This is a genomic window from Algibacter sp. R77976 (assembly GCF_044594645.1).
Taxonomy (GTDB): domain Bacteria; phylum Bacteroidota; class Bacteroidia; order Flavobacteriales; family Flavobacteriaceae; genus Algibacter_B.
In genome coordinates, this window is sequence record NZ_CP138989.1 from 1,644,509 (window position 1) to 1,669,920 (window position 25,412).

Annotated in this window: 23 protein-coding genes; 9 read left to right on the forward strand and 14 right to left on the reverse strand. The window is 32.1% G+C overall.

The features are described from left to right. Positions 1-140 precede the first annotated feature (140 nt). The 3 genes from SJY43_RS07170 (at position 141) to ctlX (ending at position 3,442) form a co-directional block, all read left to right on the forward strand. Positions 141-1,427: a citrate synthase gene (locus tag SJY43_RS07170; RefSeq protein ID WP_396603151.1), complete on the forward strand. Its 1,287-nt coding sequence runs from the start codon at positions 141-143 to the stop codon at positions 1,425-1,427. Positions 1,428-1,580: 153 nt separating this feature from the next. Further along, positions 1,581-2,495 (forward strand): dimethylarginine dimethylaminohydrolase family protein, encoded by a 915-nt coding sequence (locus tag SJY43_RS07175; protein ID WP_396603152.1) that lies wholly within the window; start codon positions 1,581-1,583, stop codon positions 2,493-2,495. Between the two features lie 8 nt (positions 2,496-2,503). After that, positions 2,504-3,442: a citrulline utilization hydrolase CtlX gene (gene ctlX, locus SJY43_RS07180; protein WP_396603153.1), complete on the forward strand. Its 939-nt coding sequence runs from the start codon at positions 2,504-2,506 to the stop codon at positions 3,440-3,442. Positions 3,443-3,582: 140 nt separating this feature from the next. Here the strand turns inward: ctlX and SJY43_RS07185 are convergent, their stop codons facing one another. Continuing rightward, positions 3,583-5,658: an ATP-binding protein gene (locus SJY43_RS07185; RefSeq protein ID WP_396603154.1), complete on the reverse strand. Its 2,076-nt coding sequence runs from the start codon at positions 5,656-5,658 to the stop codon at positions 3,583-3,585. Between the two features lie 555 nt (positions 5,659-6,213). Here SJY43_RS07185 and argS point away from each other — a divergent pair. Beyond that, positions 6,214-7,992 (forward strand): arginine--tRNA ligase, encoded by a 1,779-nt coding sequence (argS, locus tag SJY43_RS07190; protein ID WP_396603155.1) that lies wholly within the window; start codon positions 6,214-6,216, stop codon positions 7,990-7,992. 25 nt (positions 7,993-8,017) lie between these two features. On the opposite strand, the gene SJY43_RS07195 is transcribed toward argS, so the two are convergent. The 6 genes from SJY43_RS07195 to SJY43_RS07220 form a co-directional block, all read right to left on the reverse strand. Continuing rightward, positions 8,018-8,197: a hypothetical protein gene (locus SJY43_RS07195; protein ID WP_396603156.1), complete on the reverse strand. Its 180-nt coding sequence runs from the start codon at positions 8,195-8,197 to the stop codon at positions 8,018-8,020. Between the two features lie 92 nt (positions 8,198-8,289). Then, complete coding sequence (locus SJY43_RS07200; protein WP_396603157.1) at positions 8,290-8,616, reverse strand: hypothetical protein; 327 nt, start codon at positions 8,614-8,616, stop codon at positions 8,290-8,292. Positions 8,617-8,679: 63 nt separating this feature from the next. Beyond that, positions 8,680-11,034 carry a TonB-dependent receptor plug domain-containing protein gene (locus SJY43_RS07205; protein WP_396603158.1) on the reverse strand — a complete coding sequence of 785 codons (2,355 nt, stop codon included), beginning with the start codon at positions 11,032-11,034 and terminating at the stop codon, positions 8,680-8,682. After that, entirely contained in the window at positions 11,027-11,923 is an 897-nt protein-coding gene (locus SJY43_RS07210) for a FecR family protein (RefSeq protein WP_396603159.1), read from the reverse strand. Before SJY43_RS07210 ends, SJY43_RS07205 begins: the two co-directional genes overlap by 8 nt. Before the next feature lie 140 nt (positions 11,924-12,063). Then, on the reverse strand, positions 12,064-12,654 hold the full coding sequence (locus tag SJY43_RS07215; RefSeq protein ID WP_396603160.1) for a hypothetical protein: 591 nt from the start codon (positions 12,652-12,654) through the stop codon (positions 12,064-12,066). A gap of 146 nt (positions 12,655-12,800) precedes the next feature. Further along, a complete protein-coding gene (locus tag SJY43_RS07220) occupies positions 12,801-13,316 on the reverse strand; it encodes an RNA polymerase sigma factor (RefSeq protein ID WP_396603161.1) in 516 nt (171 codons plus the stop codon). Positions 13,317-13,464: 148 nt separating this feature from the next. Here SJY43_RS07220 and SJY43_RS07225 point away from each other — a divergent pair, with 148 nt between their 5' ends. The 4 genes from SJY43_RS07225 to SJY43_RS07240 all read left to right on the forward strand — a co-directional run bounded on the left by SJY43_RS07225 (position 13,465) and on the right by SJY43_RS07240 (position 18,718). Next, positions 13,465-15,210 (forward strand): hypothetical protein, encoded by a 1,746-nt coding sequence (locus tag SJY43_RS07225; protein WP_396603162.1) that lies wholly within the window; start codon positions 13,465-13,467, stop codon positions 15,208-15,210. Positions 15,211-15,681: 471 nt separating this feature from the next. Continuing rightward, positions 15,682-17,010, forward strand: coding sequence for a signal recognition particle protein (gene ffh / locus SJY43_RS07230; RefSeq protein WP_396603163.1), 1,329 nt, complete (start codon positions 15,682-15,684; stop codon positions 17,008-17,010). Positions 17,011-17,079: 69 nt separating this feature from the next. Continuing rightward, complete coding sequence (gene folD, locus SJY43_RS07235; RefSeq protein WP_396603164.1) at positions 17,080-17,958, forward strand: bifunctional methylenetetrahydrofolate dehydrogenase/methenyltetrahydrofolate cyclohydrolase FolD; 879 nt, start codon at positions 17,080-17,082, stop codon at positions 17,956-17,958. 28 nt (positions 17,959-17,986) lie between these two features. Then, a complete protein-coding gene (locus tag SJY43_RS07240; RefSeq protein ID WP_396603165.1) occupies positions 17,987-18,718 on the forward strand; it encodes a TIGR02206 family membrane protein in 732 nt (243 codons plus the stop codon). A 5-nt stretch (positions 18,719-18,723) separates the two neighbouring features. Here SJY43_RS07240 and SJY43_RS07245 read toward each other — a convergent pair whose 3' ends face one another. The 7 genes from SJY43_RS07245 to SJY43_RS07275 all read right to left on the reverse strand — a co-directional run bounded on the left by SJY43_RS07245 (position 18,724) and on the right by SJY43_RS07275 (position 24,654). Continuing rightward, on the reverse strand, positions 18,724-19,473 hold the full coding sequence (locus tag SJY43_RS07245; RefSeq protein WP_396603166.1) for a pseudouridine synthase: 750 nt from the start codon (positions 19,471-19,473) through the stop codon (positions 18,724-18,726). A 20-nt stretch (positions 19,474-19,493) separates the two neighbouring features. Further along, on the reverse strand, positions 19,494-20,333 hold the full coding sequence (locus SJY43_RS07250) for an alpha/beta fold hydrolase (RefSeq protein WP_396603167.1): 840 nt from the start codon (positions 20,331-20,333) through the stop codon (positions 19,494-19,496). Continuing rightward, positions 20,330-20,701, reverse strand: a complete 372-nt coding sequence (locus SJY43_RS07255) for a cupin domain-containing protein (protein WP_396603168.1) — start codon at positions 20,699-20,701, stop codon at positions 20,330-20,332. Before SJY43_RS07255 ends, SJY43_RS07250 begins: the two co-directional genes overlap by 4 nt. Before the next feature lie 22 nt (positions 20,702-20,723). Then, positions 20,724-21,704: a YitT family protein gene (locus SJY43_RS07260; RefSeq protein WP_396603169.1), complete on the reverse strand. Its 981-nt coding sequence runs from the start codon at positions 21,702-21,704 to the stop codon at positions 20,724-20,726. Between the two features lie 11 nt (positions 21,705-21,715). Further along, complete coding sequence (locus tag SJY43_RS07265) at positions 21,716-22,273, reverse strand: hypothetical protein (protein ID WP_396603170.1); 558 nt, start codon at positions 22,271-22,273, stop codon at positions 21,716-21,718. Between the two features lie 32 nt (positions 22,274-22,305). Beyond that, positions 22,306-23,847 (reverse strand): helicase HerA-like domain-containing protein, encoded by a 1,542-nt coding sequence (locus SJY43_RS07270; RefSeq protein ID WP_396603171.1) that lies wholly within the window; start codon positions 23,845-23,847, stop codon positions 22,306-22,308. Positions 23,848-23,940: 93 nt separating this feature from the next. Then, on the reverse strand, positions 23,941-24,654 hold the full coding sequence (locus tag SJY43_RS07275; RefSeq protein WP_396603172.1) for a hypothetical protein: 714 nt from the start codon (positions 24,652-24,654) through the stop codon (positions 23,941-23,943). Between the two features lie 90 nt (positions 24,655-24,744). Here SJY43_RS07275 and SJY43_RS07280 point away from each other — a divergent pair, with 90 nt between their 5' ends. After that, complete coding sequence (locus SJY43_RS07280; RefSeq protein WP_396603173.1) at positions 24,745-25,374, forward strand: 7-carboxy-7-deazaguanine synthase QueE; 630 nt, start codon at positions 24,745-24,747, stop codon at positions 25,372-25,374. Positions 25,375-25,412 lie beyond the last annotated feature (38 nt).

Sequence of the window (25,412 nt, forward strand, 5' to 3'; positions counted from 1 at the left end):
GTAATTCTATTTTATTTGGCATCAATTTTAATATTCCTTAAATCGACGAAATCGTTATAGATAAACTTTAGAAAATAAAGAGATATTTCGTAGCTTAGCATTCCGCAAAAAAAAACAACTTAAAATCTCTAAATAAGAATATGGCAAATACAGCTAAAATTGAAATTGAAGGTAATAATTATGAATTCCCATTAGTAAAAGGGACGGAAAATGAAGTAGCAATTGATATTTCTAAACTTAGGGCTGCAACTGGAGGTGTTATTACAATTGATCCTGGTTTTAAAAATACGGGATCATGTGAAAGTGCAATAACATTCTTAGACGGTGAAAAGGGAATTTTAAGATATCGAGGATATTCTATTGAAGATGTGGCGGATAAAGTTGACTTTTTAGAAGTTGCGTACTTATTAATCTTTGGTGAGTTACCAACCAAAGAACAGAACGATAAATTTCATGATGATATAAAAGCAGAATCTGCTGTAGATGAAGACATAAAAAAGATTTTAGATGCATTTCCTAAGTCTGCGCACCCAATGGGCGTTATTTCTTCTTTAACGAGTGCATTAACAGCATTTAATCCAACTTCTGTAGATGTGTCTTCAGAAGCTGAAATGTATAACTCAGTAGTTAGAATTCTTGGTAAAATGCCTGTTTTAGTAGCTTGGACTATGCGTAAAAAGCAAGGACAACCTTTAGATTATGGCGATAATACCCTTGGTTATGTTGAAAATATTTTGAAAATGATGTTTTCAAGACCAAACAGTTGTTATGTTCAAAACCCTGTTTTAGTTGATGCCTTAGATAAGTTATTAATATTACATGCAGATCATGAACAAAACTGTTCTACGTCTACGGTACGAATCGTTGGCTCTTCTCATGCTGGTTTATTTGCATCAATTTCTGCTGGAATCTCTGCATTATGGGGACCACTTCATGGTGGAGCAAATCAAGCAGTAATAGAAATGTTAGAAGCAATTCAAGCTGATGGTGGTGATACTAAAAAATACATGGAGAAAGCAAAGGATAAAAAGGATCCTTTTAGATTAATGGGCTTTGGACATCGTGTTTATAAAAATTTTGACCCTCGTGCTAGAATTATCAAAAAAGCTGCAGATCAAGTATTACATGATTTAGGTATAGAAGATCCCATATTAGAAATAGCTAAAGGTCTTGAAAAAGAAGCTTTAGAAGATCCATATTTTGTAGATAGAAAACTTTACCCTAATGTAGATTTTTACTCTGGAATTATCTATAGAGCTATGGGAATACCAACAGAGATGTTTACCGTAATGTTTGCAATTGGACGTTTACCAGGTTGGATTGCGCAATGGAGAGAAATGCGTTTAAGAAAAGAACCTATTGGAAGACCAAGACAAGTATATGTTGGTGCTACAGAAAGAAAGTTTGTGCCAGTTGATGAAAGATAAATAGTAAATAATTTTATATTTTTATTAAGCTTCATGATTTTTTCATGAAGCTTTTCTTTTTGATATAGCTTTTTGTTGAGAATTATTTAAAAAGTCTTTTATTATTCATAGTTTTGGAACTTGTAATTTTATACTGTCTTTTAACTAAAATGTATGATAAAATTAAATATTAAAAACGAAACTTCTAGATTACGTGCAGTTGTGCTGGGAACAGCCGAAAGTAACGGCCCAATTCCTAATGTTCAAGATTGTTACGATCCAAAGAGCATAGAGCATATTTTAGCGGGAACATACCCCACAGAGCAAGACATGATTAAGGAGATGGATGCAGTTGCAAAAATATTTGAGAGGTATGATGTTAAAGTTTATAGACCAGAAGTTATAAAGGATTGTAATCAGATATTTGCAAGAGATATAGCTTTTGTAATTGACGGTATTATGATTGAAGCTAATATTTTGCCGCATAGAGAAGAGGAAGTTGAAGCTATTGATTATATATGGAAACAAGTTGCAAAAGATAAGCGTATTATATTACCTGAAGCTTGCCATGTAGAAGGCGGGGATGTTATGCCTTGGAATGATTATATTTTCATAGGTACTTATTCAGGAAATGATTATCCAGAACTAATTACAGCACGTACTAATTCTGAAGCTGTTAAGGCAATAAAAGAACTGTTTCCAAATAAAATGGTGAAGTCTTTTGAACTCAGAAAATCTAATACAAATGCTAAAGAAAATGCATTGCATTTAGATTGCTGTTTTAATCCTTTAGGTAAAGGGAAAGCTATTATTCATAAAAACGGATTTTTAATTGAAAAAGAATATGAATGGTTAGTTAATTTCTTTGGAAAAGAAAATGTTTTTGAAATTTCAAAAGATGAAATGTACCAGATGTGTAGTAATGTATTTTCAATTTCAGAAGATGTGATTATTTCAGAACAAAATTTCACAAGACTTAATACTTGGTTAAAAGAGCAAGGTTTTATTGTTGAAGAGGTCCCGTATGCCGAAATTGGTAAGCAAGAAGGCTTATTAAGATGTACAACAATGCCGTTAATTAGAGATTAAATATATAAATGGAACAAACTACGAATACCATTTTAATGGTGCGTCCTGTAAATTTTAGGATGAATGAGCAAACAGCTGTTAATAATTACTATCAAGAAACTATTGATGGTGTGTTACCTGATACTATAAATGCAAAAGCTCAAAATGAATTTGATACTTATGTAGATAAACTTAGAGCGGTTGGAGTTAATGTTGTAGTAGTTAATGATAGAATTGAAACAGATACACCAGATTCTATTTTTCCAAATAACTGGGTGTCGTTTCATGAAAATGGCGATGTTGGATTATATCCAATGTTTGCAGAAAACAGACGTTTAGAGCGTAGAGAAGATATTCTTGAAACATTAGAAGAAAAAGGCTTTGTAATTAAAAATGTTATTGATTATACAAGTGCAGAAGAGGAACATGTGTTTTTAGAAGGTACAGGAAGTGTTATTTTAGATCGTGTAAATAGAAAAGCGTATTGTGCATTGTCACCTAGAGCTGATGAGGATTTGTTTATTGAGTTTTGTGAAGACTTTGAGTATTCGCCAGTTATATTTAATTCGTATCAAACTGTTAATGGTGCACGTAAAGCTATTTACCATACAAATGTTATGATGTGTATTGCTGAAACTTTTGCGGTGATATGTTTAAGTAGTATTGATGATAAGAAAGAACGTAAACAAGTTGTTAAACATTTAAAAGAAGATGGTAAAGCTATTATTGATATTACTGAAAAACAAGTGAATAATTTTGCAGGTAATATGCTTCAGGTTAAAGGAGCAAATAATGAACGCTTCTTAATTATGAGCCAAGCGGCTTATGATGTACTTACAGAATCTCAAATTAAAATACTTGAAAAGCATACTAAAATAGTGTCAAGTTCTTTAAAGACTATTGAAACTTGTGGTGGCGGAAGTGCACGTTGCATGATGGCCGAAGTGTTCTTACCTAAAACTAACTAAGCGGATAGTTGCGTTAGGGATTGGAGCATTTGTTGAAGCTCTTTTTACGTTGTTGCACCTATGCAACGTAAAAAAGCGACTGCGTAAAGCCCGACCCTTGTGGTAACGCCCAAATACTAACTTTTTTGTGATTTAAAATTCTAAGCTGAAGGTCTAGATTTTGGTAATTGTACATAAAACGTACTGCCAATACCTTTTGTGCTTTCTACCCAAATTTTACCATGGTTTAATTCTACTAATTCTTTACAGATAGAAAGCCCTAAGCCAGTTCCTTTTTCGTTATCTGTACCCATAGTAGTAAAAGTGCTACTGTTAAACAGTTTGCTAATGTTTTCTTTAGAAATGCCTATACCTGTATCTGCAATGCTTACAATACAACTGCCGTTACTTATGTGGTTGGATATGGTAATAGTATCTCCACTTTTACAAAACTTAAGGGCATTGGCAAGAAGGTTTTGCACAACAATTTCGAACATACTTCTGTCTGCATAAGCAAAATCGCGTAAAGAATGATCAATAAGGTCGATACCTTTATTTTCCATACGTTGTTCAATAAGTTTAACTTTAGTTTCAAATACTTCTTGAATATCAAACAAACTTGGTTTAGGCTCTAAAGACTGCATTTGCGATTTAGACCAGTTTAGTAAATTAAAAAGTAATAACGATGCGTTATTAGCGTTTTCACTTAACTCAGGAATTAAATCATCGAATTCTTCTCTAGATAAAGAACCATCTTTTAATAAATCTATAAAACCATTAATAGAAGATAAAGAGTCTTTTAAATCGTGCGAAACAATTGAAAACAACTTGTCTTTTACATTATTTACATTTTCAAGATGCTTGGTTTGTTCTAAAAAAGCTTCATTCTGTAACTGAATCTTAACATTTTTTTCTTCAAGGTCTTGTAAATTTTTAATATTACTATTTCGTTTTAAATAAATTAAAACTAATAGGGCAGATACTACAATAAGAGCAGCAAGTAGACCGTAAAGTATGAGTTTGTATTTCTCTAATGTTTTATTAGAGTGAATAGAATTATCGACGTTACTATTATTGAATTGGGTAACTGTTTTTGTCTTTTGAGGAGTGTTATATTCTGAGTTTATATTTAGTTCTACATCTGGGTTGGTTTGAGCGACTATTTTAACCTCATTTTGTTTTAGTCTATTATTAAGTTGATAATACTCGCGTTGCCATACAAATGCTCTATCAAAATCTTTTCTTATAGAATCTAACGACTTCATTAACTTATAATGTTTAAGAAGTTCGGTTTTGTTATCTAGTTTTTTTGCTATTTCTCCAGCTTCTAATAATTGTTTTTCAGCTATCTTTAGTCGACCTTGTTGTAAATTTAAATCGCCTAAACTATTGAGGGTTAATAAAAGACCAGGTTTATTATTAGTACGTGTATTAATATTATAACCTTGAACTAAGTATTTTGTAGCTTTTTCGTAATCGTGAAATTGTAAATACTCGTTACCTAATTTTGGAAATACTTGTCCACGAACAGAATCGTTGTTTGATTTATTATTCTCTAAAACTTTTTCGTAATATTCGATAGCTTTTCTGTGCTCTTTTTTGTTGGAATAAAGTTCTGCTAACTTACTGTGAGATTCATTTGCACCTTTGGTATCATTAATTTTTAATTGAATACTTAAGGCTTTCTCGTAATATTCGATAGCTTTTTCGAAAAGATTTATATTGTAATATGATTTTGCTAAATTACTATAAGATAAGTTGAGCTCGTCTTTAAGATCTCTTTTTTCAAGCTCTTTTATAGCTGATAAAGAAAACCGTAAGCCTTTGTTGTAGTTGCCTCGCTTAATTTCTATTGCACCAATGCTATTGTTTACTTTTGCAATACTTAATGTGTCTTTTAATAAGCCAAATAGTTTTTTAGATTTATCGTAACCACTTATCGCATTTATGTAGTCGTTTTTTTGAGCATATATCAAAGCTTTGTAGTATGTAATTTCTGCAATACCGACCTTGTAATTTAAAGTATTAGACAGTTTTTCACTTTCTATGATATATTTTAAAGCCCTTTCGTATTCGTTTTTTTCATAAAGGCCTTTAATAAGTTTAAGAGAAGTTTCTACTTTAAGCGAATCTTGATCTTGAAAAGCTAATTCTAAAGCAAGACTATCTATATCATTAGTTTGTGAAAAACTAACACACATAGATAACATAATTAGTAAAGTAATTATTCTCCTCATTATAACATTTAAATTACAGATCTAAACAAAGCAAGGTATTATGGGGTCTTAGATTTTGAGGGAAAATAAGATTGCTGTACTTAGTTGTAATTATTTGTTTGTCTTTATTTTTGATCCGAAAAAAAACCCGGATTAATAGCATTACCACACAAAAGTTGAAAAAAGGATATTTAAAATCTAATTTCTGCGTTTTAATGCCAATAAATTAGATGAAAGGGTGTCCGGAAAATTGCTAAAAAATCGACGAACAGTTAAACGGTGAAAATCTTGGTATAAGAACACTTTTATAAAGAAATTATAGCATTTAGTTTTTGTAGTAAAAACCGCTTACAGCATGAGAATATTAGTGCTTTATGGTTTGTGGTTGGTTTTTTTACAAGTAGTTCTATATGGCTAAAATTTAGGTTTTTTATCAACTATCGTTAAAGAACAATAAAAATAAACTGTAAATAAGAAAAGAGATTAAAGTACCCGCTTAGAAATAATCAATTTCATAATAATTCGAAGTTATACTTGATTTAAAATTCTATCTTTGCAGCCTTAAAAATGAGTAAAATGAGTCTTCAAGAAACGCTATCGAATTACGTAAAACACGCTGTAAAAGCAGAATTTAGTATTGATTTAGAAACTGTTGAATTTCAAGCTACAAGGAAAGAATTTGCAGGAGATATTACTGTTGTTGTTTTCCCAATGTTGCGTTTTATAAAGGGAAACCCTGTACAAATAGGCGAAACTATTGGTAATTATTTAGTTGAACATGTTGATGATGTAAAAGCGTTTAATGTTGTTAAAGGGTTTTTAAATATTGAAGTTAGTGATGCTTATTATATTACTTTTTTTAATAGTGTAAAGGATGATAATACGTTTGGTTTTGTTTCACCAAAGGCAGACGAAAAAGCCGTTATGGTTGAGTATTCTTCACCAAATACTAACAAGCCTTTGCATTTAGGACACGTTAGAAATAATCTTTTAGGGTATAGTGTTGCCGAAATTTTAAAAGCTTCTGGTAAGAAAGTTTATAAAACTCAAATTATAAATGATAGAGGAATTCATATTTGTAAAAGTATGTTGGCCTGGGAGAAGTTTGGTAATGTAGAAACTCCTGAAAGCACAGGTTTAAAAGGTGATAAGTTGGTTGGGAATTATTACGTTAAGTTTGACCAAGAATATAAAAAGGAAATTCAAGATTTAATTTCAAAAGGCAGCTCTGAAGATGAAGCTAAAAAAAATGCTCCGTTGTTAATTGAAGCTCAAAATATGCTTTTGAAATGGGAGGCTGGAGATGAAAAAGTTGTTACGCTTTGGAAAAAAATGAATGGTTGGGTTTATGATGGTTTTGCAGAATCTTACAAGAATTTAGGTGTTGATTTTGACACGCTCTATTATGAAAGTAATACGTATTTATTAGGGAAAGAATTTGTTGCTGAAGGCTTAAAATCTGGTGTTTTTGAAAAAGAAGAAGATGGTTCTGTTTGGTGTGATTTAACCGAAGATGGATTAGATAAAAAAATAGTGCTTCGTGCTGATGGTACTGCGGTATATATGACGCAAGATATTGGAACAGCTATACAACGAATTAAAGATTTTCCCGATGTAGGCGGTATGGTTTATACCGTTGGAAATGAACAAGATTATCACTTTCAAGTATTGTTTTTAATCTTGAAGAAGTTAGGTTTTGAATGGGCAGAAAACCTGTATCATTTAAGTTACGGTATGGTAGATTTACCTAGCGGAAAAATGAAAAGTAGAGAAGGAACTGTTGTTGATGCCGACGATTTAATTGACGATATGGCTGCTACTGCTGAAGAGATTTCAGAAGAATTAGGTAAACTTGATGGCTACACTAACGAAGAAAAAAAGGAACTTTATAAAACCATTGGTCTAGGTGCTTTAAAGTATTACATATTAAAAGTTGATCCTAAAAAACGAATCTTATTCGACCCGAAAGAGTCTATCGATTTTCAAGGTAATACGGGGCCATTTATTCAGTATACTTATGCTAGAATTCAATCTATTTTGCGTAAAGCAAATTTGAGTGATGCTACTTTTTCTGCAGAGATCATACTTCATCCAAAAGAAAAAGAACTAATAAAGCAAATACAACTATTTCCAGAGGTCATACAAAACGCTGCTGCAAATCATAGTCCAGCATTAATAGCTAACTATACTTATGATTTGGTTAAGGAATTTAATTCATTCTATCAAAACGTTTCCATTTTAGGCGCAGATAACGACAGCGAGAAAGCTTTAAGAGTACAGTTATCTCATGTTGTTGCAAATACTATAAAAAACAGTTTTGGCTTGTTAGGCGTGCATGTTCCAGAGCGTATGTAATGACTTGATATTGTAAACAGGAAAATCAAGAAATCACTTTAAGATCGTCTTTTTCTTCGTTTTCTTGCTTTTTATCAATCTGTTCTATCTTAAACTTTGGCATATTATCTTTTCTGTAAAATGTTATGGGTACGGGTAATATGGTTGCTAAACCTATCATAAACATTAAAGCTATAAGCCTTAATACTCTTTTTGTTGACTTCATAATAAAGTAATGTGTATAACATCAATAGTATTGATGTTAAGAAATTAAACATGTAGTGGAATTTGCAAATGCTTAGCAAAAAGGGAATTACTTTATGAAGCTATTTTATACTTAAAAGTGGTAGTTTTAGCAATAAGGTTTTGTTTTAAGAATAGATGTTTTAAAAACTTTATAGTTGAGTTTTTTTGAGATTTTAATGAGGTGTTAAAATCGAGAAGTTGGTTGTTTAAAAAGAATTTGAAGTTAAAAACGGTAAAATGATTTAAGCTAACTTTTAAAGGTGTCGTTTTTAAATAGTTATTTTCCTTAGCAGAAGCCCAAATAGAATTAATACTAGTAACAAGCTCGGTTTGTGTTTTTTGTAATGGGATTGACGTTACAGTATATCCGGAAAAGCTTATGAGAGAGAGAAGTAGCATAAAGCTACTAAAAAAAAGACGTATTCTTTTTGTGTTTAGCATATTACAAATATAAAATTTCTTTTAAAACTGAACTCTTAAACTCACATTTGGAGTAATGCCAAGAGATCTGTTTTCAACCGCATTCACTTTCTTGTTTTCATCTAAAGTGTAATAGGTATTTATATTGTTATTCTTATTTAGAAGATTCCAAATTGAAGCTCCAAGAGTAGCTGTTGAAGTATCAGAAAGATTAAACGCATAAGTTGCCGAACAATCTATTCTTAAGTAATCATCTAACCTACTACTATTAGGCGGCGCATAAGTTATCGTATTGTCTTCTGTATTATCATCAATTGCCGGTTTTGTGTTTGGAATTCCAGAATGCCAATTTAATCCTGCAGCAAACTTAATGTCGTTGTGAGTGTAGGTGCCAGCAAAGGTTAAAGCGTGTGTTGTATCTGCATTGTTTGGAATTTTTTTGCCTTCATTTAAATCACTAAAAGTGTAATTGTTATTGCTGTAAGAATAAGAAATCCAACTGCTTACTACATCATTAAATTGTTTGTTTAAAAGCATATCAATCCCTTTAATTTCATAACTACCAACGCTATTTACAAATTGAAATTGGTTTTGGAAGCCTTGACTTCTAGTGGTAATACCATCTACTTTTTTTATATATGTTTCTGCACTTATCAATAATTTGTTTTTATTAAAATGTAAACCTGCGGAAAACTGTTTGCTTTTTAGAACAGGGATTGGGTGGATGGTTTGATTCTCTTTAAAGAGAAGTTCTTTGTTATTATTTGCAAGCACCCAACGTCGTTTTTCAATACCCAGAAAATCGTTTTGTAAATCTATAATTTGAGAGGTGGTTTGGCTTTTAAATTCACCTAAAACCTCAAATCGAAAGTAGTTTGAAAAGCGTTGAGAAAAGCTAAGTCTAGGTTCTGCAAAAAACATATCAAATTTTTCAATATAATTTAAACGGCCTCCTAAAGTTAATTTGGTTTTAGCATCGTTAGATAAAAATCCAGTTTCTCCATATACCGCATGACTTCTTATCACTTCTTTAACAAAGCTTCTAAAATTAGGATTATTAACATCTTCTAGGTTGCTAATACCAACTTCAGTAAATTGGTAACCACTATTAATTTTAAATAATGTGTTTATATCGTAATTAATATCCAATTTGGCTGTTATATCATAGACTTCATTTTGTTGAATTAAACGTTGGTCGTTAATAACATCATAATTAGTAGCATCTAAATTATAATTTGAAACATAAGCTTGAGCGGATGTTGAAAATTTTTCGTTCCAATCTCTGGTATAAGTAACTCCAAAGGCTAAATTTTCTTGAGATAGATTGCTGTTAAAGGCTTCATCTCTGTCGTTTTTAGTTAGTTGTTCATCATAATTCAAGCTATTATTCACATTTAAAAAATGAAATCTAACTTTATCTTTTTTCGAAATATCGTAAAGAAATTTTGCGGCAATATCGTAAAAATAGAAGCTTTCGTTTTGTGAAATAGAATTGTTATTGCTTTTAGATTTTTCGAAATCTGAATCTTGAAATATACGTTTAAAATATTGATCGTAAGTTGAAGTGTTTATTACGTCTGTTATAGAACGGCGAGTAGATAATTGTAACTCTGTATTTCTTGATAAAGGCACTTTAATATATCCATCAACATTAATTAAATTAAAACCTAACCCAGCATCAAATTCATTATCAATAACATCAGGTAAGCGCATATCAATAATACTGGAAATACCATCTCCGTATTTTGCACTTGTACCATTTTTATAAACATTAATGCGTTTAGTTGTATGAGGGTTAAATGCTGAAATTAACCCGAAAAAATGCCCAGATTGATACATTTTTATGCCATCCCATAGTAGTAGATTTTGGTCGTGCGTACCACCGCGAACGTTAATATTTGAAACAGTTTCATCTGTGCTAAGCACTCCTGGAAGCGCCTGTATAGTTTGTAAAACATCAGGTTCAATAAGCCCTGGTAGAATGCCAAAAGTTTTAGGTTTTATGGTTATAGAGCCATCATTTAGTTTTGTAATACCTGTAGTTAAATAGTTAGTTACAAATACTTCTTTAAGACTTTGTATCCTGAAATCGTTACGTTTCTTTTTTTTGACTTTAATAACAACAAACCTGTTGTCTAACAATTCAAAATCTAATTGTGTTTCTTGCCTCAGGAAATCTAATACTTCTTCTAATGAAAAATCTTTATTTGGAGCAGTTACTTGTTTATCATTAACCGTATCATCAACAAAAGAAAAGCTAATATTGTAAGTTTCTGAAAGGTCTTTCAAAACAACAATAAGCGGTTGCTTTTCTTTTTGAGTGGTTTGTGCTTTTACAGCGGTAACATTCAAAAAAAATACAGATAAAATAATAGAAAGAATAAAGTTTCTATTCACCTTTTAAAGTAATCGTATTATTAGTTTTGCTATACGTTGCATGTAAAGGCAGAGTAATAGATTTTAAGGCTACATCTATATTATCGTGACCAAAACTACCCGTAAATAACTGTTCAGAATCAATACCAATTAAAGTGATATCAACATGGTATTGTCTTTCAAATTCGGCAAGAACAGTTTTGTATGGTAAACTTCTAAATGTACTAGCGTTATTTAACCACGAAGGCATGGTGCGGTTTTCTTTTTCTTTAGCAATTACTTTCCCATCGATAATTAAAAAGCTGTTTCCAGGTTTTAATTTTGTTTCTTGGTCGTTGTAAGTAACCCCAACTAGTCCTTCGTAGCAAATAACCTCAAAATAATTATCTCGTTGTTTTACATTAAATTGAGTACCATAAACCGTTACGATTCCTGATGTTGTTTTTACCTTAAATGATGATCCTTTAGCAACTTTAAAAAAGGCTTCTCCATGAAGTTCTACTTCGCGTTCTTGTTTCCAATCTTTTTTATTGAATGCTAAATATGACTTTGTGTTGAGGGAAACACGAGATGCATCTGGTAATTCTATAGTTGTTTTTTGTGCAAATTCAGTAGTAATTTTAGTGTCTAAAGTAGTAGCGAAATAGTATAAGCTAAAACACACAGCAAGTATCGCAGCAACACGAATAAATGGTTTAAACCAATGTGTAGGTTGTTGATTTTTACTTTTAATGGTATATAATACGTTTTCTAATTGTTTAGAAGTGTCGTAATTATCAGCTTTAAAAGCTTGTAAGTTGGTGTTTAGCTTAATCAAATCATCATAGTCTTCAAGATTTTTAAATGCTTGCAGTTCTTGATTATTTAGATTGTTATCTAACCATTTCGATATGAGTTCTTCTCTATCCATAATCTTTATACAACTATATAACAGTTAACTTTTATTTTTTCCTACCCTACTTTTAAAAAAAAAATCTAAATTTCAAAAACAAAATTCCAAAAGCATAGATTTTAACAACTAACAACTATTAATTCTCAGTTAGAACGTCTTCAATACGCCCATCCTTCTAAAACACCAACATTAATCCATACTTTCTTGTCTTCGTGATAAACAATTATTTTTCCACCATTGTTACCATAATTAAATGCAATTAAAGCATATTTCTTATCATTAGTATACACGGGTCTTGACATTGATAAAGGGAAACTTCTCCATTTTCTTTTATCATAATTATATTCTCGTACTTGTTTTCTTAACTTTTTAATATCTGACTTTTCTACAATGTTTAAGACTTCTTTTATTTTTTTGACGCTTAAATACTCTATTTTATCAATTAAAAAAACATTATCGATTTCTTCATTTGACCAATTTTCTAAGTTTTGACTTTTCGCATTTTGATATAACTCTATTAAGATAAGTGAGTCAGTCAAGATTTCTGAATTTTTAGATTCCCTTTTTTGTTCTCTCAAGGATTCCAGTTTGTATTTTAAATCCCATTTACTATTTTTTAATTTAAACTTGAAAGGTTTCTTATAGATTATTTTTGACTTATCCAGAATGGCAACTTCCATTAGACTTTGAGAAAAGCAGATAGAAGTAGCTTGAAAAAACAAAATAAATAATAAGAATGATTTCATCATAATTTAAAATTCTTAAAATGTTACGTAGTGGTACACGAAGTTTTCATTGAGATTCACAGATCGTAACTTTGCGACTTCGCGACTTTGCGAGAAAAACATTCCATATTACTTTTTAATCTTCTGTCTTTCGTCCTCCGTCTTTTTCTTCATAACTCCTTAATATCCTTCCTTAACTTGGTTAAAGCACCATAAATACGTTTTTCAACAGCCTTGGTCGAAATACCTAAAATTTCAGCAATTTCTTTAAAGCGTTTCCCTTCAACACGATTCATCATAAAAGCTTCGCGTTGCGCATCCGTTAAGTTAGAAAGTGCATTTTGTAATTTATCATTATACTCAGCTTCCTGCATTAAAAACTCAGGATTCTCGTTGGTTGAGGTTTTAGGTTTGGTCTGTTGGTGTTTTAAAACCACTTTTTGGTGTGCCGCTTCATTTAACATTAAATTATTAGCAGTAGTAAATACAAAACTCTTTGCTTTTTCTGGCGAAACCTTAGCGCAATTCTCCCATAACTTAATAAACGCTTCCTGTACTTTGTCTTTTGGGTTTAATAAATCACCAAACTTATAGTACAAAAAGTTATGTAAATCTTTCGCGTGTTTATTAAAGATGGAAGAAAATAAATGTTCTTCACAAATATTTTCATGTAATTGTTTTGCCATTAGTATTGGTAGTTGGTGCCTCTAAAATAAGGATTTTTACAGTTTGAAATTTTTAATTTTTTTATTTTTTTTCAAAAGCAGGGTAGGAGTTTTTAAAGTTATCTTGTTTTATAATCAAAAAGCTATGTTTAACCCAAAATCGCTTATCATGAAAAATAGTATCAAAACATTTTTACTAATTCCTTTTTTTGCCCTTTTATTATTCACGTCTTGTCAGGAAGAAGAAGTTTCTATTACTGCACCGGAAGATAGTGAAGCCCTAACTGCCAATTCTGAACTTACCAGCTTAATGTTCTCCACATCTATCATGGACGGATCTGCTGATAATATTATTGATAATGCCAGTTGCTTATCAGTAGAATTACCTGTTACAGTTGTTGTTAACGGATTAGAAATTATCATCGATTCAGAAGAAGACTTTAAAGTTATTGAAACTATCTTTAAAGAGTTTGAAGATGATGAAGATGACTTAGAAATCATATTCCCAATAACAATTATTTTATCAGATCACGAAGAAATCGTTATAGAAAACCGCGAAGCATTAGAGGCCTTAATAGCCGAATGTAAAGGAGATAATGAAGAAGATGACGATATTGAGTGTATCGATTTTCAATACCCAATTTCATTTTCAGTATTCAATAGAGATTTTCAAATTATTGATGTCGTAACTATAGAAGGTGACAGAGAACTTTACCGTTTCTTAAAGCGCGTTAAAAATGCAGAAGTCATAGCAAGTCTTAACTTCCCTATAACTCTAGAGTATGCAGATGGAACTACCGTTTCTGTTAATAACAACGAAGAATTAGCAACAACAATTAAAGAAGCTAAAGATCTTTGTGATGAGGATGACGATAACGATTACGGCGACGACGATTTCACAAAGGAACGTTTAGATGAATACTTAAAAATTTGCCCATGGGTAGTTTATGAATTTAAAAGATATAATCAAGACAATACTTCAGAGTATAAAGAATATGCCTTAAACTTTAAAGAAGATGGCGTTGTAGTAATGCGCGCAAGAGGTGGTAATGTGCTAACCGGTACTTGGAGCACAAGAGTAACTAATATGGGCGCACTTTTAAAATTAGAATTTGAAAATCTTGTAGATTTTAATTTAGAATGGATTGTTTATGATGTTGAATATGGAAAAATAAAACTTTACCAAACTTCAGAGAACAGAATCATTATGAAGAAAAACTGCGATGCCGTAATAGATATTACCAAAGAGCGAATAAAAAACTTTTTACAAGAATGTTTATGGCGTGTTGATACTTTAAGTATTCAAGGCTTAAGAAAGGATTCTCTTTACATTGGTACACCGTTAAAATTCTATGACAATGATATTGTAAAATTAAGAGTTAAAGGCGAGCTAGTTGAAGGAACATACGATGTAGGCACACAAGGTTCAAATTTTACTTTAAAAATGACATTAGACGGAAGGCCAGACCTAAAACTAGAATGGGGTATCTATTTCTTAGAAGAAGATTTAATAAAGCTTTCAAACGATAATAGTAAAATGATTTTAAGTAGACATTGTCCAGATACAGATGGCGATTTAAAAGAAATAGACGCCATTCTTCTTGAAAATGATTGGAGAGTCACATGGTATCAAGACGAAGGCGAAGACAAAACAGAGCAGTTTAAAGATTGGGCATTTGGTTTTAACGAAAGCGGAAAAGCATTTGCCGAAGGCGATGGCAGAAACGTCTACGGGTCATGGTTGTCTTACAGAAGTGACGGCCTGTTTCTAGGCTTAAAATATGATGATGATGCTCTGATAGACACGTTAAATTTTAGATGGAAAATTGTAGAAATTTCAGAAACCAGAATACAATTAAAAGAGTACGATACTAACGGAGCAATAGTCAGAATCCTAGTATTTGAAAAATGGTAAAACCTAATTAAAACAAACATGTTTGGTTAAAAAAGAAACTTACTTTCGGTTGGTTAGGTTAATTTACAAAGTTTCATTTTTAAAGGCTGTCAACCCCAATTGACAGCCTTTTTTTTAGTGAAACACTATTTTTAAAAGTCCAAAATACGCAATCATAATAGCTAGTTAAACTAATCCAGTCAAAGTACGGGGGCTTTTCTTGTTTTTGTAATAATTTTGGCGTTACCACAAGGGTCGGGCTTTCCGTTACAAGTCCTCGCACCTCCAAAGTCGGGCTGTGGGCTATCCACTTCAATCCCTAACGCGGGTTTATCCGCCAATTAATAACTAAACTAAAAGTCAATAACTTCTATAAGTAAAAGCCTAATTCAAGCCTATAAAAACAAAATATTTAGTTATTTTTGCAACTTAAATTTTAATTATAAAGCAGACTGTTGTAATAATAGACTGCTTACAGAAGACTTAAAAACTATGTTTAATAATTTAAGCGATAAATTAGATAAAGCCTTACACGTACTTAAAGGCCACGGAAGCATCACAGAAGTAAATGTAGCAGAAACTTTAAAAGAAGTAAGACGCGCATTACTAGATGCCGATGTTAACTTTAAAATAGCAAAACAATTTACTCAAACTGTTAAAGAAAAAGCACTAGGTCAAGACGTATTAACAACGTTACAACCAGGGCAATTAATGGTGAAAATTGTAAAAGACGAGTTAACCCAGCTTATGGGTGGCGATGCCGAAGGGATTAATCTATCAGGAACACCAAGTATCATTTTAATGTCTGGTTTACAAGGTTCTGGTAAAACCACTTTTTCTGGGAAGCTTGCTAATTATCTAAAAAATAAAAAAACTAAAAAACCATTATTAGTAGCCTGTGATGTATATCGTCCTGCTGCAATAGATCAATTACATGTTGTAGGAGATCAAATAGGGGTTGAGGTTTTTAGTGATAAAGGAAATAATGATCCTGTTGCTATTTCTCAAGCGGCTATTGCGCATGCAAAAGCAAACGGGCATAATGTAGTGATAATAGATACTGCAGGTCGTTTAGCTGTCGATGAAGCGATGATGACCGAGATATCAAATATCCACAAAGCCATTCAGCCTCAAGAAACATTATTCGTTGTAGATTCTATGACAGGGCAAGATGCTGTAAACACAGCAAAAGCCTTTAACGATGTCTTAAATTTTGATGGTGTTATCCTTACCAAATTAGATGGTGATACGCGTGGTGGTGCAGCCATTTCTATTAAGTCTGTAGTAAATAAACCAATTAAGTTTATTGGTACAGGCGAAAAAATGGAAGCTATCGATGTGTTCTATCCATCTCGTATGGCAGATCGTATCCTAGGTATGGGAGATGTTGTCTCTTTAGTTGAAAGAGCACAAGAACAATTTGACGAAGAAGAAGCAAGAAAGCTTCAAAAGAAAATAGCCAAAAACCAGTTTGGGTTTGATGATTTCTTAAAACAGATTCAGCAAATCAAGAAAATGGGAAATATGAAAGACCTTATGGGCATGATTCCTGGAGCTGGTAAAATGATGAAAGATGTAGATATTGATGATGATGCGTTTAAAGGTATCGAGGCAATCATTCATTCTATGACACCTAAAGAAAGAACGAATCCATCAGTCTTAAATGCGAGTAGAAAGAAACGAGTTGCAAAAGGGTCTGGAACATCGGTTCAAGAAGTAAATCAGCTTTTAAAGCAATTCAACCAAATGAGCAAAATGATGAAGATGATGCAAGGCGGTGGCGGCAAAAAGATGATGCAGATGATGAAGAATATGCGTTAATTTAATTCAGATTAAAAATAAAATTTTGTTGTTAACGGCGAATAGCCAATAGCTAACACCTATTTAAGTATGATAATTTTAGACGGTAAAAAAGTAAGTAACGATATTAAAGATGAAATCGCTGAACATGTAAAGTCAATGGTTTCTAAAGGAGAAAAAGTACCACATCTTGCAGCTATTCTTGTAGGCTCAGATGGTGCTAGTATGACTTATGTAAACGCTAAAGTAAAAGCATGCCAACGCATTGGTTTTAACTCTACACTTATAGATTTACCAGATTATACTTCAGAAGAAGAATTATTAGAAAAGATTCATAACTTGAATACCAATGATGATATTGATGGTTTTATAGTGCAATTGCCGTTACCAGATCAAATAGATGAGCAAAAGATATTAATGGCTATAGATCCAGATAAAGATGTAGATGGGTTTCATCCAGTAAATGTTGGTAGAATGGCTTTAGATTTGCCTACTTTTTTACCAGCAACACCGTATGGTATTATGGAATTGCTAGAGCGTTATCAAATTGAAACCTCTGGAAAAAATGTAGTTGTTCTCGGAAGAAGCCATATTGTTGGGCGTCCAATGAGTATTTTAATGAGTCAGAAACGAAAAGCAGGTGATGCTACCGTAACTGTAGTTCATAGTCGTTCAAAGAATTTAGAAGACATCACAAAAGAGGCAGATATTATTGTTGCAGCTATTGGTATTTCAGAATTTTTAACAGGAGATATGGTTAAGGAAGATGTTGTAATTATCGATGTAGGAATCACTCGTGTTCCTGATGCAACTAAAAAGAATGGGTATAGACTTGCAGGCGATGTTCATTTTGAGAGTGTGAGCCAAAAAGCAAGTTATATCACGCCTGTTCCTGGTGGTGTAGGTCCAATGACGATTGCAATGTTGCTTAAAAATACATTGTTGGCTAGAGAAAGACACAATAAATAGAATAAACAATATTTAACTAAATTGCATTATGAGTTTTATAATTTATAATGCAATTTTTTTGTTTGAAAGAGTTACTATTGGTAGCTTTCAACATATCTTTCCAATTGTAATTGCAGCTTTATTTAGTGTTCTTTTTATAAAACATGCAATGCGTAGATTGAGTGAGACTCAGAAAAAAACCGCACTCCATGTGATTGCTTGTTTTATTAGTTTGGTTGTTATTGTATTTCATACTCATAAAATGAGTTTAGGGAACTATAATATTTCAACAGACTTGCCTTTATACCTTTGTAGTTTGTTAGGTTTAATAATTCCAGTTTTTACGTATTACAGAAAATTTTGGATGTACGAGGTGCTCGTGTTTTTGGTTATTGGCGGAACATTACAGGCTGTTTTAACTCCAGATATAGCATTAGGGTTTCCTAGTTTTGATTATTTCAGATATTGGGTGGTTCATTTAGGACTTTTAATGGTCATTTTTTACGCCACTTTTGTCTTGAATATGAGACCTAAACTAAAGAGTGTGTTTAAATCTTTTTTGGCATTACAGATTTACGTTGTTATAATGGTAGTTATAAATATGCTTCTTGATGCTAATTACTTTTATCTAAATCAAAAACCAGAATCTGCAACTGTATTAGATTATTTTGGGGATTGGCCTTGGTATATAATCGTAGTGCAAATAGTAGTTATACCTTTGTTTTTATTAATTTACTTACCTTTTCATTTAACAAGGAAAAGACAAAAAAATAAGAGCTAATTATTTTACTTTTTGTTTTTAAGATAAGTTTTAGTAGAATCTTCTAAAAGCGTATTTAAATTGGTAAACTCTTCCTTAGTTAATTCGCGATATTCGCCAATGGGTGTATCTAACTTAATATTCATTATTCTAACCCGTTTTAAGGTTTGTACCTCGTAGTTTAAATAGTCACACATGCGTCGTATTTGTCTATTTAATCCTTGTGTTAAAATAATTTTAAATTTATAGGTTCCTAGTCTTTCTACTTTACATTTTTTGGTTGTCTTTTTTAATTCTTCAAGCGGAATACCACCAGACATACGTTCAATAAAAGTTTGCGAAATAGGTTTGTCAACCGTTACAATATATTCTTTCTCGTGGTTGTTACTAGCACGAAGAATCTTATTTACAATATCACCATCATCAGTTAAAAGAATTAACCCTTCACTAGGTTTGTCTAATCTTCCAATGGGAAAAATACGTTTAGGATAATTTAAAAAATCAATAATATTATCTTTTTCAACCGATGTATCCGTTGTACAAACAATACCAACAGGTTTATTAAATGCTAGATAAACAAAAGATGTTTTGGTGTTTTTTATTTCTTCACCATCCACAGCAACAACATCATCTGGAGCAATTTTAGTCCCCATTTCTGGTACAACCCCGTTTATAGTCACGCGACCAGCGTCTATAAGTTTGTCTGCTTCTCTCCGAGAGCAATATCCAACTTCACTTAAAAATTTATTGATACGTTTTAATGTAACTTCTGCCATGGTTCAAAAATACAATAAACTTACGCGTTTAAAAAGTCTAATATATGTTTATAAACGACGTCGTTATTTAATGAATGCCCGTAACCGGAAGTCGTAATAAGTTTGCTGTTCTTTAAGTTTTTATGAATCAATTCGGCATCACCATAAGGGATGATTCTGTCTTTTTTATCATGAATCAACAATGCTTGAACATCTAAAGATTTGCTGTATTTAGCAGTTGAAAACGCACTTGGTGGCGAACCAAAACTATCTTCAATCAATTTATCTAAAGACTTTATAACTTTAGAGTTATAGCTCAACATATCTGTATAGTTCTTTAAAATAGATTCAAACTCTGATGGTGCTCCAAGTAAAACTAATTTGTTTAAAGAATCAAGCTGATATTTATTTAAATAAAACACAGATGCCATGCCTCCAACAGAATGTCCAATTATTATTTGAGGCTTAAACTGTTTACAAACAACATTTATGAATTCAGAATATAAGATGGCGTTAAACTCTTTGCTTTCAGATTCTCCGTGAGCAGGAGCGTCTAATGCTATGATATTGTAGTTTTGAGCCTGTAATAATTCTATTAAATTTTTCCATCTTGCTGTATTACTTTCCCAACCGTGTGATAATAAAATAGTCTTATTATCACCAATCCATTGATAAGTTCTAATTGAAAACCCATTATAATTAAGCTGTTCTTTTTTAGCAGAAGTTAAAAAAGTAGCTTGTTTTTCATTAATGTCGCCTTTTCTAGGTGTTGCAAATAAAGACAAAGCTTTGGCCGCTGCGTACTTTGATGATACTAAGCTGGAAGCGTTTAATAAGGCTCCAATTGTTTTTGGAACTGCTTTGTTTATTAGTTTTTTCATGCGTCCTCTCTATTTACCAAATCCATGGAGAAAGCCGGTGTGCAAATGGCAATATATTCGCAAACTTCGGTAAACGGATTGGAGTATTGTACTCTTGTGTTTCTCTCAATTTTAATAGACTGTCCAGCCTCTAAAACAATTTGTTCTCCTTCTATAATGAATTGTTTTTTGCCAGAAATAATAAATGTAAACTCGTCAAATTCTGGTGTTTGAAAAGGCTCACTCCAACCAGCTGGTGCTTTCATGTGGGCAATACTTATTTCTGAATTACCATCGCTAGTGTTTCCAAAATGTTCTTTTATTATTTTCCCATCGGTTGTAGGAACAACAAATGGATTAGTTTGAATGGTGTATTTTTTTTTAGACATAATGAATTTCTAAAGTCAATTGTTAGTGTTGATCTTGTAGTGGTTTTTTCTTAATCATACCACCCTTTAAATCTTTTACAACACCCATGATAACAAAGGCATTTTTATCAATTTTATCAATTTCGGTTTGTAATTTTGCGAGTTCTAAGCGAGTTACAACGGTATAAATAATATCTTTCTCATAGCTTTCCCCATTTGTACCATAACCTCCTTTTCCGGCATAAATAGTGCAGGCTCTTCTAAGTTTTTGAGTAAGCATTATTCTTAATTCTTCGTGTTTGTTTGATATGATTGTAACACCTACGTATTCTTCAACCCCATCAACAACAAAATCGACTGTTTTGGCAGCTGATAAATACGTTAAAATAGCATATAGCGCTGTTTCAATTGATAAAACATAAGCACCAACAGAGAATATTATAATATTAATTAGTAATAAAACATCGCCTATTGTAAGTGATAGTTTTCTTCCTAAAAAAATAGCTAAAACTTCTGTGCCATCAATAACGCTTCCGCCTCTCATAGACATCCCAATACCCAAACCTAAAAAGAACCCTCCAAATACAGCAATTAGTAGCTTGTCTTCTGTTATGATTGGGTAATCTACAAAATGAACAACCAATGCTAAAAATGTAATAGCGATAATGCTTTTAAGAGCAAATTTATTACCAATAGTTTTAGAAGCTAAATAGATAAATGGTGCATTTACTATAACTAATAAAATACCAAGTTGTAATGAGGTTGTATGCTCTAGTAATAACGAAATACCCGTAGCGCCACCATCAATAAAATGGTTTGGAAGTAAAAATCCTTTCAAACCAAAACCTGCCGAAAATACACCAATTATAATAAAAATGTATTCTTTTATAGCGTGCGATAATTCTACTTGATACCTTCTAACTAATGGTACAATTTCTTTATTTGTAGCTGGTATGTTAGCATGTTTTTTTTCTACCCTTTTTCGAGCAATATCAACTAAAATTTTTGATAAAAAAGGGTTCATTTGGTGTATTATTAGTTATTCCAATTTATAAAAAAGTACTTTATTTTCGCGTTATCAGGAATATGAGTGGGTTCAAAGTTTAATTCCATATCAAATCTAAGATTTGCAGGGAGTTCCTTTTTATCAATAGTGAAATTAGCATTAATATCATCAACAGCTATTACAATAGAATTAATTAAGTTACTAATTCTAGAAATCTTATAGTTTGCTTGAATGTCTTTAAATGTGCTAATTGCTGTAATGTTTTTATCTGTTTTATAGCGTTCATCTAGAATACGGATACTACCAATTGTTGCTGTAGAATCTAATACCTGTTTTGGTGTAAGTGTTAATAGTTTTTTTCCACCTTTCTCAAAAATTTCTATGTTATTGATGTTTCCTGTAAACTCATCACCGCTAATAAATTTAACGATAGAATCGTTTACATAAATGTTTTTTAAATCTTTAACCTGCGTTGAGTCTGTTAGTAAACCAATATGTTGTTTACTAATTTCAAAAGGGTTTTGTTCTTTTTTACAGTTTAATAATAGTAGGGTTAAGGCTAATAAACCCAAGAATGATTGGCGCATAAAATGTAATATTTATTATGGAAATTATTAATTTATTTTTTCATCACTTTAGTTAAAATCCCAAAAACACTTCTAATAAAAGTAGCACTTGTAAGTACTTTAACAATAGGATTCATTCTAGTACTTTTTCGTCGTGTACTAGTTGTTTTCTTTTTAGATTCTGCTTTTTTAAGGGCTTCTTTTTCTTTCTTAGCCTTTTCTTTAGCTTCTTCTGCTTCAGCTTTTTCGATTTTTTTATTTAGCAATTCGTAAGCACTTTCTCTATCAACCGTTTCGTTATATTTTTTAACCAGTTTAGATTTTGAAAGTAAGCTGCTTAATTCAGAATCGGACAAAACATCCATTCTGCTCATTGGTGCGCGCATCATGGTAGCAGCAAGCGGCGTAGGGCGACCTTTTTCATCTAGCGCAGAAACTAAAGCTTCCCCAATCCCTAAAGATGTTAAGACCTCTGTAGTGTCATAATATTCAGAATCTGGATAGTTTTGAGCTGTTAATTTTATAGCTTTTCTGTCTTTTGCGGTAAACGCTCTTAAGGCATGCTGTATTTTTAAGCCCAATTGTCCTAAAACGGCTTCTGGAACATCGGTTGGATTTTGAGTTACAAAATATAAACCAACACCTTTACTTCGTATTAATTTTACAATACTTTCAATTTGATTTAAAAGGGCTTTTGAAGCTTCATTAAAAATTAAATGGGCTTCATCAATAAACATTATAAGTTCTGGTCTGTCACTATCGCCTTGTTCTGGAAATGTTGAATAGATTTCAGCTAATAAACTTAACATAAACGTTGAGAATAGTTTTGGTCTATCTTGAATATCGGTTAATCTTAATATATTGATATACCCACGACCATCTTCATCTACACGTAATAAATCATCTACTTCAAAGGAGGTTTCACCAAAAAACAAATCTGCTCCTTGCTGTTCCAGTTCAACTATTTTTCTTAAAATAGCTCCTGTTGACGCTGTTGATATTCTTCCGTAAGACTCTGTAAATTCCGCTTTTCCTTCTTGAGTAGCGTACTGTAATATTTTTTTAAAATCTTTTAAGTCGAGTAGTGGTAATTTATTATCATCACAATATTGAAAAATTACAGCCACAATACCAGATTGTGTTTCGGTAAGATCTAAAATTCTTGAAAGTAAAACAGGGCCAAACTCACTAACTGTTGCCCTTAAACGCACACCATCTTGTTCAGAAAGTGTTAAAACTTCAACAGGAAATGGTTTGGCTTCAAAGGGTAATCCTATTTTTTCATGGCGCTCATCTATTTTAGCATGCCCAGGGCTTGGTTGTGCCAAACCACTTAAGTCACCTTTAATATCCATTAGCAATACAGGAATACCTTTATCACTTAAATTTTCTGCTAAAACTTGTAGCGATTTTGTTTTTCCAGTTCCCGTAGCTCCTGCAATTAAACCATGACGATTCATGGTTTTTAATGGGATTTTAACATGTGCCCCAGTAACGGTTTCGCCATCTAACATAGCTGCACCAACGGGAATAAAATCGCCCTTAGTTTTATTGCCTTCAGTAATGTAATTGAAAAAAGTTTCCTTCTTGTCCATGTATTATAATTTTTCATAAAAATACAGGAAAATAAAATAAAAAAAAGTCTAGGACTTAAATCTTTTAAATTGAATTAGAAGAATTCAATAAAACTATCTATGGGCTTCAAAAATTACAACAATATCTTCTGTGTGATCTGTAACGTTTATTGTAAAACCGTTGGCGTTAAAATTAGTCACTTCGGCAGCAGTTAAACCTAAGCTATCTCCATTTTGGTTTGAGTACCTTATGCCTATCGCTCTTGTGCTTGAAGCGTATCTGGAAATATCGTTAATAGAAGATCCGTTACCTCCAATATAAATGGCTTGTTGTTCTATACTACCTCCATAGTTTGTTGCATATCCTAATGAGGTTCCAAAAGCATTTTGAAAGGTATTAGTGTTGTTTCCAATGCCATTGTCTGAGTTTAAATTATAAGTTTCTACATTGGCATGTGTAGAAAATTTTATAGATGAAGGCTCAAATGGTAAGCCCGTTATTGTTTGAGCCCCCGTTCCCGTAATTATAAATTTTCCCATATAAACCGATGAGTCTGGATTTAGCTTACTCCACACCGGTGTAACAGTTGTGCCAGAATTATACTCAAAAGTATTGGTAGTGGTATTAAACAACATTAAACCAGCTGCAGGATTTACAATAGCATTAATCTGAGCGGTAGTTAGTTTTGGAATTAAAAGCCCTTTATCGGTCGATTCAATATGTAATATGGCAGATGCATCAGGGTTAGTAGTACCTATGCCAACTTGAGAAAAAGAATAATAATGACTGGTAAATACTAATAATAAAATAAACGAGAGTTTTTTCATGCTTTGAGAGATTGTCGCAATTTAAGAAATTAGAATAGAAATTAAAAATACTGAATGTAAAGAATTGGATTTATGTATCTTTGCACGCTTATGAAAAAGGAAATACAACAGTTAGTAGAAAAAGGCGAAATGCTTCCGTTAATGGAGGAGTTTTACACCATTCAAGGCGAAGGGTTTCATAAAGGAACCGCGGCCTATTTTGTGCGTATTGGTGGTTGCGATGTGGGTTGCCATTGGTGCGATGTAAAAGAAAGCTGGAATGCCAATTTACACCCACCAACAGAAACGTCTAAAATTGTTGAGAACGCTAAAAAGTATAGCGATACTATTGTAGTTACAGGAGGTGAGCCTTTAACTTGGGATATGGCGGCACTTACAACGCAATTAAAAGCAGAAGGCATGCAAGTGCATATAGAAACTTCTGGCGCTTATAAATTAACTGGTATTTGGGATTGGATTTGTTTATCGCCTAAAAAAATGAAGCTACCAACTCCAGAAGTTTATAAAGCGGCACACGAGCTTAAAATGATTATTTATAATAAAGACGATTTTCGTTTTGCAGAAGAACAAGCCGCTAAGGTAAATAAAGACTGTATCTTGTATTTACAACCCGAGTGGAGTAAGCGCGATAAAGTAGTTCCAGAAATTGTAGATTACGTTATGAAAAATCCAAAATGGAAAGTATCCCTGCAAACCCATAAATATTTAAATATTCCTTAATCCTTTAACGTTTAGGTAAAAAAAAAGTTCCGATAACA

Bases quoted from the DNA above. Each gene is read 5' to 3' on its own strand.
- SJY43_RS07210 (WP_396603159.1), bottom strand. From the start codon at position 11,923: ATGGATAGAGAAGAACTCATATCGAAATGGTTAGATAACAATCTAAAT.
- SJY43_RS07215 (WP_396603160.1), bottom strand. From the start codon at position 12,654: ATGATGAAATCATTCTTATTATTTATTTTGTTTTTTCAAGCTACTTCT.
- SJY43_RS07270 (WP_396603171.1), bottom strand. From the start codon at position 23,847: ATGGACAAGAAGGAAACTTTTTTCAATTACATTACTGAAGGCAATAAA.
- argS (WP_396603155.1), top strand. From the start codon at position 6,214: ATGAGTCTTCAAGAAACGCTATCGAATTACGTAAAACACGCTGTAAAA.
- SJY43_RS07175 (WP_396603152.1), top strand. From the start codon at position 1,581: ATGATAAAATTAAATATTAAAAACGAAACTTCTAGATTACGTGCAGTT.
- SJY43_RS07280 (WP_396603173.1), top strand. From the start codon at position 24,745: ATGAAAAAGGAAATACAACAGTTAGTAGAAAAAGGCGAAATGCTTCCG.
- SJY43_RS07195 (WP_396603156.1), bottom strand. From the start codon at position 8,197: ATGAAGTCAACAAAAAGAGTATTAAGGCTTATAGCTTTAATGTTTATG.
- SJY43_RS07200 (WP_396603157.1), bottom strand. From the start codon at position 8,616: ATGCTACTTCTCTCTCTCATAAGCTTTTCCGGATATACTGTAACGTCA.
- SJY43_RS07225 (WP_396603162.1), top strand. From the start codon at position 13,465: ATGAAAAATAGTATCAAAACATTTTTACTAATTCCTTTTTTTGCCCTT.
- SJY43_RS07250 (WP_396603167.1), bottom strand. From the start codon at position 20,333: ATGAAAAAACTAATAAACAAAGCAGTTCCAAAAACAATTGGAGCCTTA.
- SJY43_RS07240 (WP_396603165.1), top strand. From the start codon at position 17,987: ATGAGTTTTATAATTTATAATGCAATTTTTTTGTTTGAAAGAGTTACT.
- SJY43_RS07220 (WP_396603161.1), bottom strand. From the start codon at position 13,316: ATGGCAAAACAATTACATGAAAATATTTGTGAAGAACATTTATTTTCT.
- SJY43_RS07275 (WP_396603172.1), bottom strand. From the start codon at position 24,654: ATGAAAAAACTCTCGTTTATTTTATTATTAGTATTTACCAGTCATTAT.
- SJY43_RS07265 (WP_396603170.1), bottom strand. From the start codon at position 22,273: ATGCGCCAATCATTCTTGGGTTTATTAGCCTTAACCCTACTATTATTA.
- SJY43_RS07245 (WP_396603166.1), bottom strand. From the start codon at position 19,473: ATGGCAGAAGTTACATTAAAACGTATCAATAAATTTTTAAGTGAAGTT.
- SJY43_RS07255 (WP_396603168.1), bottom strand. From the start codon at position 20,701: ATGTCTAAAAAAAAATACACCATTCAAACTAATCCATTTGTTGTTCCT.
- SJY43_RS07260 (WP_396603169.1), bottom strand. From the start codon at position 21,704: ATGAACCCTTTTTTATCAAAAATTTTAGTTGATATTGCTCGAAAAAGG.
- ffh (WP_396603163.1), top strand. From the start codon at position 15,682: ATGTTTAATAATTTAAGCGATAAATTAGATAAAGCCTTACACGTACTT.
- SJY43_RS07185 (WP_396603154.1), bottom strand. From the start codon at position 5,658: ATGAGGAGAATAATTACTTTACTAATTATGTTATCTATGTGTGTTAGT.
- SJY43_RS07170 (WP_396603151.1), top strand. From the start codon at position 141: ATGGCAAATACAGCTAAAATTGAAATTGAAGGTAATAATTATGAATTC.
- ctlX (WP_396603153.1), top strand. From the start codon at position 2,504: ATGGAACAAACTACGAATACCATTTTAATGGTGCGTCCTGTAAATTTT.
- folD (WP_396603164.1), top strand. From the start codon at position 17,080: ATGATAATTTTAGACGGTAAAAAAGTAAGTAACGATATTAAAGATGAA.